Source organism: Terrabacter sp. 01T434 (genome assembly GCF_056398545.1).
Genome location: NZ_JBFTPP010000004.1, coordinates 22,276 through 35,855, shown reverse-complemented (window position 1 = coordinate 35,855; position 13,580 = coordinate 22,276). Strand labels below are relative to the sequence as shown.

At 69.0% G+C, this 13,580-nt stretch carries 11 protein-coding genes; 8 read left to right on the top strand and 3 right to left on the bottom strand.

What is annotated here, in order from left to right; genetic code table 11:
* Window positions 1-5: 5 nt before the first annotated feature.
* Together AC1DIW_RS09755 and AC1DIW_RS09750 are read right to left on the bottom strand one after the other, a co-directional pair.
* On the bottom strand, window positions 6-848 hold the full coding sequence (locus tag AC1DIW_RS09755) for a pyruvate, water dikinase regulatory protein (RefSeq protein ID WP_442278380.1): 843 nt from the start codon (window positions 846-848) through the stop codon (window positions 6-8).
* Window positions 849-1,125: 277 nt separating this feature from the next.
* On the bottom strand, window positions 1,126-1,692 hold the full coding sequence (locus AC1DIW_RS09750; protein ID WP_478107805.1) for a dihydrofolate reductase family protein: 567 nt from the start codon (window positions 1,690-1,692) through the stop codon (window positions 1,126-1,128).
* A 355-nt stretch (window positions 1,693-2,047) separates the two neighbouring features.
* On the opposite strand from AC1DIW_RS09750, the gene AC1DIW_RS09745 reads away from it, so the two are divergent.
* The 5 genes from AC1DIW_RS09745 (at window position 2,048) to AC1DIW_RS09725 (ending at window position 7,720) form a co-directional block, all read left to right on the top strand.
* A complete protein-coding gene (locus AC1DIW_RS09745; RefSeq protein WP_478107803.1) occupies window positions 2,048-4,312 on the top strand; it encodes a SpoIIE family protein phosphatase in 2,265 nt (754 codons plus the stop codon).
* A 158-nt stretch (window positions 4,313-4,470) separates the two neighbouring features.
* Window positions 4,471-4,998: a hypothetical protein gene (locus tag AC1DIW_RS09740; RefSeq protein WP_442278383.1), complete on the top strand. Its 528-nt coding sequence runs from the start codon at window positions 4,471-4,473 to the stop codon at window positions 4,996-4,998.
* Window positions 4,999-5,135: 137 nt separating this feature from the next.
* Window positions 5,136-6,365, top strand: a complete 1,230-nt coding sequence (locus AC1DIW_RS09735; protein WP_478107801.1) for a sensor histidine kinase — start codon at window positions 5,136-5,138, stop codon at window positions 6,363-6,365.
* Window positions 6,362-7,027, top strand: coding sequence for a response regulator (locus AC1DIW_RS09730; RefSeq protein WP_478107799.1), 666 nt, complete (start codon window positions 6,362-6,364; stop codon window positions 7,025-7,027). The genes AC1DIW_RS09735 and AC1DIW_RS09730 overlap by 4 nt, the downstream gene beginning before the upstream one ends.
* A gap of 444 nt (window positions 7,028-7,471) precedes the next feature.
* Window positions 7,472-7,720 carry a hypothetical protein gene (locus tag AC1DIW_RS09725; RefSeq protein ID WP_478107797.1) on the top strand — a complete coding sequence of 83 codons (249 nt, stop codon included), beginning with the start codon at window positions 7,472-7,474 and terminating at the stop codon, window positions 7,718-7,720.
* A 210-nt stretch (window positions 7,721-7,930) separates the two neighbouring features.
* Here AC1DIW_RS09725 and AC1DIW_RS09720 read toward each other — a convergent pair whose 3' ends face one another.
* The gene (locus AC1DIW_RS09720; RefSeq protein ID WP_478107795.1) at window positions 7,931-9,013 is read right to left on the bottom strand and encodes an alpha/beta hydrolase; all 1,083 of its coding nucleotides are present in this window, start codon (window positions 9,011-9,013) and stop codon (window positions 7,931-7,933) included.
* A 348-nt stretch (window positions 9,014-9,361) separates the two neighbouring features.
* On the opposite strand from AC1DIW_RS09720, the gene AC1DIW_RS09715 reads away from it, so the two are divergent.
* The 3 genes from AC1DIW_RS09715 to AC1DIW_RS09705 all read left to right on the top strand — a co-directional run bounded on the left by AC1DIW_RS09715 (window position 9,362) and on the right by AC1DIW_RS09705 (window position 11,198).
* Window positions 9,362-9,736 (top strand): ArsR/SmtB family transcription factor, encoded by a 375-nt coding sequence (locus AC1DIW_RS09715; protein WP_478107794.1) that lies wholly within the window; start codon window positions 9,362-9,364, stop codon window positions 9,734-9,736.
* A gap of 5 nt (window positions 9,737-9,741) precedes the next feature.
* On the top strand, window positions 9,742-10,230 hold the full coding sequence (locus AC1DIW_RS09710; protein WP_442278390.1) for an SRPBCC family protein: 489 nt from the start codon (window positions 9,742-9,744) through the stop codon (window positions 10,228-10,230).
* A 68-nt stretch (window positions 10,231-10,298) separates the two neighbouring features.
* Window positions 10,299-11,198 (top strand): class I SAM-dependent methyltransferase, encoded by a 900-nt coding sequence (locus AC1DIW_RS09705; RefSeq protein ID WP_478107792.1) that lies wholly within the window; start codon window positions 10,299-10,301, stop codon window positions 11,196-11,198.
* Window positions 11,199-13,580: the final 2,382 nt, after the last annotated feature.

Sequence of the window (13,580 nt, the reverse complement as noted above, 5' to 3'; positions counted from 1 at the left end):
GGCCGTCAGCCGTTGCCGAGGCGTCGGCTCTGCATGATGACGGCCGCGATCTCCTCGACGGACATCGCGGAGGAGTTGACGACGGGGACCTTGTGGGCGCGGTACATCGCCTCGGCGCGGCGGAGCTCATAGCTGCACTGTGCGAGGCTCGCGTAGCGCGAGCCCGGGCGGCGTTCGCCGCGCACCTGGCTCAGGCGCGCGGCGGTGGACAGCAGCCCGAAGCACTTGGCGGCATACGGCCGGACGGGCCGCGGGAGGTCGCTCGAGTCGAAGTCCTCCTCGACGAGCGGATAGTTCGCGACCTTGATGCCGTGCTGCAGGGCGAGGTAGATCGACGTCGGCGTCTTGCCGCAGCGCGAGGGCGCGATGAGGATCAGCTGCGCCTGCTCGAGGTTGCGCATGCTCTGGCCGTCGTCGTGCTCCATGGCGTACTCGACAGCCCGCATCCGCGCCTCGTAGCGGCCGAGGTCACCGACGCCGTGCAGGGATCCGACATGGCGGGCGGCGTTGACGTGCAGCACGTGCTCCACCGTGGCCAGGTGCGAGCCGAAGAGGTCGATGAAGGCGCAGCTCGTCGTCTGCAGCTCGGCCCGGATCTCCTCGTCCGAGACGGTGGAGAAGACGAGCGGCGTCACCGCCTCGGTCATGGCCGCATCGAGCTCGGCGACGACCTCAGATGCCCGCGCCACGCTCGTGATGAACGGGATCTTGCGCCGCGTGAAGCTGACCGTCGGGAACTGCTGGAGCATCATGTTGCCGAGCGTCTCCGCAGAGATGCCGGTGCCACCGGCGAGGAAGAAGGCCGGGGTGGGCAGGGGGGAGGACGCGGGCGTCGTCGTTGAGGCCACGAGAGGAACTGTGGCACACCGTGACACACGACTCGTGCTGCGCACGCCACCGATGTGACCCACGACTCAGTGGACTTCCAGCGGTCGAGACCGGCGCGGTCCCCGCCGCACTCGCGACACGGATGCGGAGCCGGCGCAGTCTCGGGATGGGGATGCGGTAGCCCACTGCGACGGCGGCACTGCGGGCTGACGAGACGCAGCAACTGAACCTCTGAAACCCCACAGCCCGAGCAGAAGCCGCGGCGACGTCCTGTCATGCCGGTGGGCGGCGTGAGTGTCAGGCAGGGTGTCGGACCGCGTGACGGACGTAGACCACGCCGTTGTCGAATCGTCGAAGGTCGAGCAGCTCGAGGTCGAGTCGTACACCTCGAGGCAGCGCCGGCTTGCCGCCGCCGACGAGGACCGGGCACAGCAGCAGCACGCACTCGTCGACCAAGCCGTGCCGGAAGGCCTCGGCCGCGATCCCCGCGCCTCCGATGCTCAGGTCCGAGCCGGAGGTCTCCTTGAGCCGTCGTACCGCCTCGGGCTCGAACTGCCGCTCGATCCTCGTGCGCGCGGTCGACACGTCGGTGAGTGAGGTGGAGTAGACGACCTTGTCGGCGTCACGCCAGATCTCGGCGTACTCGCGGACCACCTGTGGCTCGTTCGTCAACCAGTCGTCGCTCTCCCACACGCGCATCGCCTCGTACATGCGTCGCCCGTAGAGCGACGTGCCGATGTGCCGCTCGTGCTCGTTCCAGAACTCGTGCACGGCCCGGTCCGGCACCGACCAGTCGAACGAACCCTTCTCGTCCTCGAGGAAGCCGTCGAGCGAGATGTTGGCCGCGTAGATCAACTTGCCCATGGAGCCCCTCCGCCCAGACGCGGGCAACAACGTGCGACGTGACAGACCCAGTCAACAACATCGACCCCGAGATCGGTGGCCCAGGCAGCTCATGGGCTTCCCGACGAAGCCCACCCCTTCGGCGTCAACCATCGGCCAAACGCCCTGGCGCAGCACCTGATTTGGCGGAAGCGCTGACGGCGTCAAGAGTGCGAGCAAGGCTTGACCTGGGCTCCCCGGTTTGCCGAGGAGTGGCCAGGTCGGCGGTTGACACGTCGACGGCGCGACATGCCATACGGAGTGCGTGATGTCGGAAGGTGGGCCCACGGGCGTCGACACGGGGCGGAGCGATTCCCTGCTCTCCAAGAGCCGCCTGATGATGGTCCTGGAGGCCTTCGCCGCCGCTCCGGCGGACGCGGAGACACCACATCTGGTGATCTCGCAAGCAGTGGCAGCACTGCACGCAGCTGGCGGCGTGGTCGCTCTCGTGAACGGCGACACCGTCGAACCACTGGCCACCCGGGGCTACACCCAGTCGGAGCAGGATGCGTGCGGACCCTTGCGGATCGGCGACCTGTCCCTGCCCCTGACCTGGGCAGCGACGACCGGGGAGCCCGTGTGGCTGACCTCGCAGGCGGAGACCGCACGACAGTTCCCGCGCGTCGTCGAGCTGGTGTCCCGCGACGAGCGGGCGTCTGCGGTGGTCCCGCTGCGAGCCGCAGGATCCCTGCTCGGTGTGCTGGGAATCAGCTGGCTCGAGCCGCACACGTTCAGCCCGTCGGACCGTGAGCTGCTGCTGGCGTTGGCCGACATCTGCGCACTGCATCTGCAGCACTGGCGCCGCCACGAGCACGAAAGCGCCACCGAAGACCCCTCCGCCGCTCGGCCGCTGGCACCGGCGGTCGCGCTGGCGCCGCTCGTGCAGGCGTTGATCGGGTCGGACACGATCGAGGACCTGGCGCGCGCCATCGCCGAGCAAGGCGCCGCGGCCGTCGGTGCCGCGTTCTCCAACATCGCCGTGCTGGTGCCCGGCGCAGCCGGGGACACCGCGCGGCTCTACCACCTGTCCACCTTGGTGCCGCAGGTCGCGCAGCGCTACCAGCGCATCCCCGTTGACGGTTCCACGCCTCTCGGCGCGGCCATGTCCGGGCGCGGCGAGGTGTGGCTCAGCGACCTCGCTCAGGTGGGGGCCCAGTTTCCGGCTCTGCTGGCCGACACCGCGGCAGCAGGGCTGGCCGCAACCGCGTCACTGGCAGTCGCCGGCCGAGAAGGCCAGGTGATCGGCGCGCTCGGGCTGGGCTGGGAAGCTCCACAGACCTTCCCGGCGGCGCAGCGCGACGAGCTCCGAATATTTGCCAGGCTCGTCGCAGACGCGCTCGTGCGGGCGCAGCTGCTGGCCACCGAACGCAAAGCGCTGGGGCGGTCCGAGCGGCTGCACCGCATCCTCAGCGCACTGGTCGCCTCTGCCTCGCTCAGCGACGTCACGGAAGCGGTGTTCCTCTACGGCACCGCCCCGTATGACGCGGCTGCCGCACGGCTGGCGCTCGTCGACGAACAGCACTCCGACGCGCTCGTCACCATCGCCGCGGTCGGGCTGCCGGACGAGGTCGAAGCCCTCTGGCATCCCGCCCCGGGCTCGACACCCTCGCCGCTGTCCGACGCACGCGTCAGCGTGACCACGGTCTATCTGCCCGCCCTGACCGACAGGGCCGTACCCGACCAGGACGCACGCGCTGCGCTGGCACGAGCCGGCTTGCGGTGCTGGCTCGGTGTGCCCCTGCGCAGCGGGTCGCACACGCTCGGGGCCCTCGTGCTGGCCTTCTCGGAGGAGAACGCGCTCGGACCCACCGACCTGACGGCGCTGTCCGACCTGGGCGCCGCGCTCTCGGAGGCCATCAGCCGCGCCGTCGAACGCGACAGCGACCACAACCTGGCAGTGCTGGTGCAGCGAAGTCTTCTGGCCGAGCCCCTGCCCGACCTCTCCGGAGTGCAGGTCAGCGCGCGGTACCTTCCCGCTGACGCCCGCTACGGCATCGGCGGCGACTGGTACGACGCCATGCCGCTTGCCGACGGCAGGACCCTGCTCATGATCGGGGACGTCGCCGGTCATGACGCCCGTGCGGCTGTGGCCATGGGCCAGATCCGCGCTGCAGCCCGTGCGTTGGCCCCCACCCACGAGCCGGCCAGGCTGCTCGAGGCGCTGGACCGGTTCGTCACAGCCACATCCGGCCAGACGATGGTGACGGCTGCCGCCGTACTCCTGGACCCCCGACGCGGCAGCCTGACCTACTCGCTCGCGGGCCATCCACCCCCGCTGCTGCGGGAACCCGGCTCGACCGCCACTCCCCTGGACCGCGTGGACCCACCCTTGGGCATGTTGGTCGCCACCCGCGCGCAACACACCGTTGCGCTGGTGCCGGGCAGCACCTTGGTCCTCTACACCGACGGACTCGTCGAGCGTCGCGGCGAGCCCCTCGACGCCGGACTGCAACGCCTCGCGGCCGCCGTCGACGACAGCCCCGCGGCCACTGCCGACCACCTGTGCGCCACCGTGCTCAACAGGTGCTTGCGCAACCTGCCGCGCCGGGACGACACGGCCGTCATCTGCGCCGTCATCGATCCTCTCGAGCCACCGAACTGACGGTCCTTTCCTGCGAGGCTTGTCAGGCCACCCTCGCAACCTCCGGGATGCGCGGCCTGCGTCACGGCCGGTATTGCCTTCGGGTTGAGGGCGGCGTCAACCCAACATCAACCTCGGCGCCGACGACGCGGAGCGTACGTCCCACGCAGCCTTGAGGCATGGCTCTTACTGACTACCTCATCAACGCGGTCTTCCTCCTCGTCGTGCTGCGCCAGGTCCGGGAACGGCGCCTCGACGCGCGCAGCATCATTGCCCCGATGGCCCTCGTCGTCTTCGTCGCCACGCACTACGTCCACTCCATCCCAACCGGCGGTTCCGACCTCGCCCTGGTTCTGACCCTGACCCTGCTCGGCCTGGGCCTGGGTGTCCTGTGCGGATACGCCACCCACGTCCGGGCCAACCCCGACGGCACGCGGTTCGCCCGGGTCGGCCCCGTCGCGGCGACACTGCTGCTGATCGGCATCAGCGCCCGGCTGGTCTTCGTCTACGCCCTCGAGCACGGCGCCGGACCTGCCATCCGCGACTTCAGCATCGTCCACCAGATCAGCGCCGCAGCCTGGCCGCTCGCCCTGGTCTCGATGGCCTTGTGCGAGGTCACCGCACGGCTGCTCATCGTCCAGATCCGCGGGCAGCGACTCGTGCCGCGACCGGCGACCGCTGTCGCGGTGTCCGGCCCCCACTCCTGACACGCCGACGCTGTCTCTCGCGCACAGGGTCCTTCTCGGGCTCGCTTACGTGGGCCCGAAGAGGTTCCATGGACCTAGGGACACCCACCCCGGACCTCCCCCGGCGCGCGGCCCCAAGGGTCAGCGAGGTGACGACCATGACCACCGACCTAGGCAGGCCGAGCAACAGGGCCGCTGACGCTGAAGCCACTGCGCACGAACGGCTGCGCCACCAGCGTGACCTGCTCCGACCGCTGGGATGGGCTGTCATCGCGGTGGTCACCGCCACCGCGATGACGACCCCGCAGACACCCAACCTGCGCGGGGGCCCGGCCGTCGTGACGTTCGCTCTCGCGGGGTATGCCGCCACCACCGCGATCGCGATCAGCGGCCGGTTCCTCGACCAGCCGCGCGCTGTCCAGGTCGCCGTCATCGCCGTCATGGGCGCGACCGGGGTGGGCCTCGTCGTGCTCCAGCCGCGCGGTGCCACCGGGCTCGCCGTCGGCGCCGCGGTGTGGATGGCGATCACGCGTCTGCCACTCACCCTCGGGGTCGTACTGGCCGTGGCCCTCACCCTGGGGCAGAACGTAGCCGCGTTGCGCGGCGGCGCGACGACCGCAGCAGTGCTCGCCGCCACCCTGCTCAACGCCCTGCTGGGACTGGTCGCCTACGTGGTGAGCGCCGCACGCGCAGCCCAGAACCGGACCGAGCTGCTCCTCGCCCAGCTGGCTGACGCCCAGGACGAGCAGGCGCGCGCCGCGACGCTCGCCGAACGCGGCCGAATCGCCGCTGAGCTCCATGACGTGCTGGCTCACTGCCTTTCCGGTGCCGCGATCCAGCTGCAGGGCGCCCGGATCCTCGCCGCCCGTGAGTCCGCCGGCGCGCCAGTGCGGGAGGCGATCGAGCGGGCCAGCAATCTGGTCAACGATGGTCTCGTGAACGCCCGCGCGGCCGTCGGGGCGCTACGCGGGGAACCACTGCCCGGCGTCGCCGACCTCGACCGCCTCGTCGCGGGCTTCCGACGCGACTTCGGCGTGCCAGCGTCGCTGACCGTGCAGGGCCGGCCTCACCCCCTGGCCGCCGAAACAGACCTACTCCTGTATCGCGCGGCGCAGGAGGCCCTGACCAACATCGCCCGGTACGCCCCCGGGGTCCCCGCCTTCGTATCGCTGCACTACCAGAGCGATCGCACCTGTCTCACGGTGCGGAACCAGGCCTCCGGTCCTCACGCGTCTGGCTCGTCGATCCCTGCCCCGCCCGGCCTGGCGACCGTTGGCGGCGGCCACGGACTCGCCGGGCTCAGCGAACGCCTCGAGCCCCTGGGCGGCAGCCTGCACGCCGGGCCTCGCCCGGACGGGTGGCAGGTGGACGTCGAGGTGCCGGCATGACCCTGAACCCGCTGCGGGTCGTCGTCGCCGACGACCAACGTGTCGTACGCGAAGGCTTGGCCATGCTCATCGGCCTCCTTGACGGGATCGAGGTCGTCGCCACCGCCGTCGACGGCCTCGACGCGGTCGAGCAGGCCCTGCTGCACCGGCCCGACGTCGTGGTGATGGACCTGCGAATGCCCGCCCTGGACGGCGCGCAGGCCACCGCCCGAATCCGTTCGGAGCTGCCGCACACCCAAGTGCTCGTCCTGACGACGTATGCCGACGACGACGCCCTGTTCCCGGCGCTTCGGGCAGGTGCGCGTGGCTACCTCACCAAGGACGCCAGCGCGGAAGAGATCGAGCAGGCCCTGTCCGCCCTGGCCCGGGGCCAGACCCACCTCGCCGCGCAGATCCAGCAGCGTCTCGTGGATGCCACCCTCGACGCGAACGCGGCACCCAAGGAAGCCGCCTCGATCGCGGGCTTACCCGACGGGCTCTCCCCCCGCGAGGCCGAAGTGCTCGCCCTCATTGCTGCCGGCCTGTCCAACACCGACATCGCCCGTGAACTCGTCCTGAGCAACGCCACCATCAAGACCCACGTCAACCACATCTTCGCCAAGATCGGCGCCCGCGACCGCGCGCAAGCCGTCCACTACGCATACGACCGAGGCATCACCTGACGAGACCTTGCTTCCGTTCCGCAACGAGGCGTCCGTCAGCGCCTGGGTTCACAGCGTGCGACAACTGCAAGAGACGTCCAGTTCTCGTGTTGCGGCCGTTCACCAGACGTTGATGCCGGGGGCCGAGATGATGAGGGGGACGCCGCAGGCCCCACCTTCCCTCCCGGAGAGGGGCGAAAAGCGGCGCCGACGCGCCCGGGAGGGCAGCAGTGCCGGCGCGCCAGGGCGCTGCCGTCGAGGACTCCCCCTACCGGATGGCAGCGCCCGCGCCAGCCAGATGCCCACCTCCCGACGCGGGCCTGACCCGTGGACATCCGCGGTGGCAGGACCTGCCGCCGAAACCGCACACACCAGTGAAGACACCCGGCCCCTCCACCCCTCTGAGCCACGGGACTGCTCGGCGTACCGTTTGCCTGAACCGGACCCAATCCCTGGGGAGGCTCGATGCGGTCCTTCACTGATCCAGGCGACCGCCTGGTCGGGCGCTGGAACACCCAGGGATCCCATCCGCTGCTACCGGGCGAAGACATCACGGGCCAGGCGACGTTCGAGTGGCTGGACAGGCACACATTCCTGATCTGGCGCTCGCACCACGACCATCCGCAGATCCCCGACGCCATCTCAGTCATCGGCTCCATCGACGACCAGCTGCTCATGCACTACTTCGACCACCGTGGTGTGCACCGGGTGTAAGAGGTTGCCTTCGACAGTGACCAGTGGCGGTACTGGCGCAACGATCCGGGTTTCCAGCAGTCATTCACTGCCGAGTTCGGCGGTGCCGGAGACACCATGACCGGACAGGGGCGGATGAACCGGGACGACGCAGGCTGGGAGGACGACCTGTCCCTCATCTACCAGCGCCGCGCCCCCGGATGACCAGCAGCTGCCTTCGTCGGGACGTGATCATCCCCGCCCGGACCCGGGGCCGAGCGATGCGTCCAGGAAGCCGAGGACTCGCTTCTTCCATGCCTCCGGGGCCGCTTGCAGAGCAGCCGTGTGTCCGGCCCCCGGCACCGTCCAGACCTGCACCGCGTCAGGCGCGGCCCGTTCGAGGAATTCGGCAGCGAGCCGCTCGGTGTCCACCGTCCCGGCGGTGATCAGCAACATCGGGGTCGGGGTACCGTCCGCCTGGGCATCCACCACGGAGTCACTCAGCGGCATCGGCTCGGGGGCATCGCTGAGCAGCCCGGCGACGGCATACGTCCCCCAGTCGATCCCACGCTGGATCTGACCGCGGACGCCGTACGCGGCCAGGTATGCCTTGTCGGCAGCCACCCGGGCGGTCGCTCCCTCCGCGACGACAGCCCGCACTCGAGGGTCGGCTCCGGCAGCGCCGATGGCCACCTCGCCTCCCATCGACAGGCCCACGACCGCGATGCGCCCGGTCGCCCCCGGTCGACGGGCGAGGAAGTCCACGGCGGCGGCGACGTCCCGCTCGCCGTACCAGCCGAAGTCCATGGCCCGACCCCCACTGTTGCCGTGGCCTCGAGGGTCCAGCAGGAGCACCCCGTAACCGTGCGACCCCAGCACTCCGGCCTGCGCGAGCACGTCCGTCCGGGTCGACCCCGAACCGGGCAGCAGCACCACCGCAGCCTGGTTGTCACCCGGCACCCACCACGACGCCAGGTCAACTCCGTCGGAGGTGTGCAAGGTCAGCGACTCGCAGCGCAGCCCCACGTCCGAGGGGGTGCGCGTCCCCAGCGCGGAGCGGGCAGGGAAGGAGGCGGCCACGCCCTGGCCCACCGTCCACAGCGCCAGGAACGCAACCATCAGGAATGCCGGCACGGCCAGGACCCACCACCGCCGCCTCATCCGGTGGAGGAGTTGCAAGAGGCACCAACCGGCTGCCGCCACACCGATGACGACGCTGAGCACCCCGAGCCACGCGACCAGCCCACCTCCTTCCTTGTTCAGGCGGGGCAGTCCGAGGCCGACCCCGACCGACACCACGACCAGCGCGATGAGGCAACCCGCTCCCAGACCCACGGCCACGCCTGCTCGATGTCCCGGCGCAGGCGTCGACGCGCCCTCGGACGGGGCACCGTCTTGCGCGAATCGATCGTCGTCCGTCCTGGGGCTCATGCCGTTTGCACCAGCTTGGGTTGGAAGTACCGCTCTGTGCGCACGCGCTCCGCATCGAAACCGTTGGGCTTGGTCACCTTCGTGAGGCGTCGGCGTCTTGGCTTGCCGGCCACCGGCCACCGGTCACCGGTCACGGCGGGAGTTCGTCCTGCCATCCACCGTCGTCCTTCGCGCACGCGATGAGCAGGGCCGAAGGGCCTGTTCATGACAACCCCTTGACAACCTACAACCGTTCGGTTGTAGGTTTGGATCATGGACGCAACGGAAGAGGAACGGGCGGATGCCTGGTTCCACGCCCTGTCCGACCGCACTCGGCGCGACATCCTGCGCCGAGTGCTGGCGGGAGAGCACTCCGTCTCGACGCTCGCGGCGTCCTACGACATGACGTTCGCCGCGGTGCAGAAGCACGTCGCCGTGCTGGAGAAGGCAGGCCTGCTGACCAAGCGCCGCCAGGGGCGCGAGGCCCTGGCCAGCGGCGACGTGGCAGCGGTGCGGTCGGTGGCAGGAATGCTCGCGGAGCTGGAGTCCCTCTGGCGCGGCCGCATCGCGCGGATCGACGAGCTCATCGCCACGCCGCAGTCCCACCCCCAGCAGACGCCAGCCCCACACCACCCACAGAAGGACTGATCACCATGCCCGTCACCGACGTCTCGCACGACCTCGACACCCGGACCCTGACCATCGTCGCGGACTTCAACGGCCCGCCTAAGCGGATCTGGGAGATCTACGCGGACCCGCGTCAGCTCGAGCGGATCTGGGGACCCCCGACCTACCCCGCCACCTTCGTCGATCACGACCTCGTCCCCGGCGGCCGGATGAACTACTACATGACAAGCCCCGAGGACGAGAGGTTCTACGGCTACTGGGAGGTCGAGACCGTCGACGAGCCCAGCGGCTTCACCTTCGACGACGGCTTCGCGCTCGACGAGGAGTTCACCAAGAACCCCGACCTGCCCGTCGGCAAGAACGTCTTCTCCTTCGCAGAGCACGACGGAGGCACCCGTGCCACCTACGTGAGCACCTACGCCACCGCCGAGGCCCTGCAGAAGGTCCTCGACATGGGTGTCGTGGAGGGCGCCTCCTCGGCGATCAACCAGATCGACGACCTCGTCGCCACCTGACCGAACAGCGGTCGGGCCCGCGGCCAAGCAAAGCACCGCGCGTCACGCCCCCGACGTAGGGTCCGAGGGTGGAACCGGGACAGCCGAGTCGAACTGCAGTCTTTGTCTGTCAGGGCCGCGCGGTGGCCGACGGACGAGTAGGGGTAGGGCAGTTCGCTGACCCCGTGGCGGAGCGGTTGTTGTCCGAGGCCGAGCTGGTACCGGTACGGCTGGCGCGCCGCGGCGTGCTACCTGAAGACGGTCGCGAACGGATGGCGGTCCATTCGGTCAACGCGTGTGCCGTCGTGATGGCACCTCGCACCGTGCTCATCGACTCCGCGATCCGAAAAACGCTCGAGCAGAGCGGGGACTGGCAGGTCGTCCTCCTCGGGGCCGGACTCGACGCTCGGCCGTGGCGCCTGCCGGCGTTGCGCGGGATTCCGGTGTTCTCGGTGGATCACCCGGCGTCCCAGGCTGACCTGCGCCGACGTGCGGAGAACCTTCCTCCCCCGGTGTGCGACCTGCGGTTCGTGGCCGTAGACCTGGCCCAGCAGTCGCTCGGCTCGCTGCTGGCCGCCGCCGGGCACGACCCGCTCCTGCCCACCGCATGGGTCTCGGAAGGAGTCATCCCCTACCTCCGGCGCCCGCAGATCACGGCCACACTCGACGAGGTCACCGGCATCTCTGCCGCTGGGAGCATCCTCGTGGCCCAGTACCAGTCGCGCTCTCTGACGGCACAGGTTGGGCGGCGGCTCGCCGGCCTCGCCTCCCGACTGAGTGGCACGCCTTCACCGCTTGCCGGCGAACCCTGGAGGTCGCTGTGGTCCGAGGGACAGATCGCCACGCTCCTGCGCCATCACGGCTGGGTGGTTCTCAGCGACGTCAGTCTGCTCGAGAGCACGACTCGGCTGGGCATCCCGCACGGCAGCGCCAGGTCACTCGCAAACGGTCGGATCGCCGTTGCTCGTGTCGGAACCCGATCGAGCTGACGGCATCGAGATCGGGGGCTCCCAAAGTCAGGGGCCCTGAGAGTGGATGAGTCGGCCGATACGCCGGGGATTCCAGTAGCGGTTGCAGCCGTGCTGCCGTTGGCGCTCCACGCGTCTGAACCTGCGCAACCGCATGTTGGCGACGTCGACCCCGATGCCTCGGCGCGACGGTTCTCGACTTTTTCGGACCTTTGCGGACTAGATCGGGACCTCGATGACTTGCTGCGCCAAGTCGCGTCAGCGCCTCGACGCGTAGCACTCCCCCAACCGAGTCCTGCCTCCCGGGCGAGGCCATCGGGGCGGTCGCGCCGCACGCGGCCACGAAGGTACTCACGTGCCACTGCTCATTCGAGGAATCGTCCGGTCGCGGTTTCAGGGTCGAAGACGTCCTGTCTTGCCGATGACCGGACGTTGCCGATGTGCCGGTGTGCAGGGCCGGCACGCCTCGTCACCCCCGCGGGTCATCACGTCCAACGGTCCGGATTTGGTCACAGCAGCTTTCTGACCGATGGCTGCACAGTGTCTGCCTTGCCCAACGCGTCAATGGCTTTGACCACTGCCTTCGCGAAGGAACGCTGCCTCTTGCTTACCAGCAAGAAGTTGTTGGTGGGGCCGTCGCTGAAGTTGATCCACAACTCGCCGGGAGTCCCGTAACCCGGGCCACCGCCAGTAACCCTACGTGTCAGGCCGAGGTCAAATGTGCTCTTACGCCAAGGCGTTCGTGAGATGAGGATCTGCCCTCGCAGGGCCATCCGCCGCGGGGGCCGCACGATGGTCCCAAAGAGGGGGCCTGCGATGGCCACTGCTGCCGTTCCCAGAGCGTTCCAGGTGGACGTGGCGGCTATGAGACACGAAACAAGAACCCAGATGGTCCACCCGAGAATCCACCATCCGATGGCGGGGTCCCATGCCGAGGGTTCGCGGTCGGCCGCACCTGGAATCAAGCCATCCCCGTGCTGGGATTTGCCGTGCGCTCTGGGTAGCCCCATGCCTCGGGAGTATGCCAGCCGTCAACGGGGCACCTTGTACGCAAAGCCTTCAGGTACATCCGGTCCAGCCGCCGGTCAGCCGTGCCTGTGAGCCGTGGTCGAATGACCGAAGGGTCCGTCATGTTGCGCGGCGCTCAGTCCGTGCGGGTGAGGACGTAGAAGCCCGTGGTCGGTGGTTGTGCCGTACTCGAAAGATGGCCGCGGCGAAGAAGCAGCCGGCGAAGAGCAGGCCCATGACGGACAGCAGATATTCGCCTTGGGACCACCCCACTAAAGAACCGACCGCGATCATCAGTCCGCTCAGAGGCGCGACGACCAGAAGGGTCACGTTGGTCCTCATGCGTGCTCTCCCCGGGCTCTCCCCCTTGAAGAGCGGACGATCGACGTGCAGAGCGGCGAAGAGCTCGTTGCCGAGGAGACGGGCGTCGTGGTCCGCCGGCCCGAGCAGTTCGGCCACTCCAGGCATGTCGAGCAGTTGGTCTAGCCGGTGACGAGCAACCTCGTCCGCGCTCGAGCGATCCTCACCGCGGGATACCCGCGAGGCCCAGCCGGCAAGTGTCCGATAGACCTCTTGAGCATCCGACCAGGCATAGCCGTCACTCTCGTAACCGTTTGTAGGGGCAGGCACCTCGACAGCGGCACGGACCCGCTCAAGGCGGCCAGCCGCGTCCTCGGGAAGCCCAGATCTCACAGGCGCCAGTGTGGCATCCGTTCATTTCAATAGCGTCCGCTTCTGCCGCTGTCGGCTCGCTACTTCTTGGCCGCAGTTGTTGCACCGTGTCGGAATTCCACGACTAGACCTCCGGTCATGTCGGTGAACGTGCCCTCTGCGCGGGCTAGCGAGGTGGCCCATACCGTTCCCAGAGGACATCTCGTTCTGGACCATCAAGGGGCCGGGCTTGAAAGTGGAGCGTCGCCCCGACGATGGCGTGCTCGAACCTACCTGCCTCGAGATCAGCAACCGTGTACCACTCCGGGCCGTAGTCCTCGTCTGCGCGATCTCGCCGTCCGTCTATCCAGTTGACTTGAAACCAGAGCCACTCCTGCTTGCGACCGAACCCGGGAAAAGATCGCATCGGGGTGACTTGCGTGGTGAGGTGGGCGACCAGTTGACCGTCATGGCGCAACTCCCAGACCGCATCCCGGAAAGGATCCAAGCGCGGGTCTCGCGGCCAGTCAGTCTCATCGAAGAGTTTGGACGACATGGCCGCATTCAACCGCAACCGGCCGCCGCCGGTTTCGGCCCGCTACGTCTTGGCCGCAGTGGTTGCATCGTGGCCGAATTCCACCACAAGACCTCCCGTCATGTTCGACGTGGACATTTGCGTCCGGCTAGCGGGTGAGCGGCCCCTCACGGCTTGGGCGTCGAGCCCTCTTCGCGCCTGCGTCTGAC

What these genes read in the sequence shown, in the direction of transcription:
- AC1DIW_RS09715 (WP_478107794.1), top strand. Translation starts at nt 9,362, where the DNA reads ATGGACGCAACGGAAGAGGAACGGGCGGATGCCTGGTTCCACGCCCTG.
- AC1DIW_RS09745 (WP_478107803.1), top strand. Translation starts at nt 2,048, where the DNA reads ATGATGGTCCTGGAGGCCTTCGCCGCCGCTCCGGCGGACGCGGAGACA.
- AC1DIW_RS09740 (WP_442278383.1), top strand. Translation starts at nt 4,471, where the DNA reads ATGGCTCTTACTGACTACCTCATCAACGCGGTCTTCCTCCTCGTCGTG.
- AC1DIW_RS09750 (WP_478107805.1), bottom strand. Translation starts at nt 1,692, where the DNA reads ATGGGCAAGTTGATCTACGCGGCCAACATCTCGCTCGACGGCTTCCTC.
- AC1DIW_RS09735 (WP_478107801.1), top strand. Translation starts at nt 5,136, where the DNA reads ATGACCACCGACCTAGGCAGGCCGAGCAACAGGGCCGCTGACGCTGAA.
- AC1DIW_RS09725 (WP_478107797.1), top strand. Translation starts at nt 7,472, where the DNA reads ATGCGGTCCTTCACTGATCCAGGCGACCGCCTGGTCGGGCGCTGGAAC.
- AC1DIW_RS09710 (WP_442278390.1), top strand. Translation starts at nt 9,742, where the DNA reads ATGCCCGTCACCGACGTCTCGCACGACCTCGACACCCGGACCCTGACC.
- AC1DIW_RS09730 (WP_478107799.1), top strand. Translation starts at nt 6,362, where the DNA reads ATGACCCTGAACCCGCTGCGGGTCGTCGTCGCCGACGACCAACGTGTC.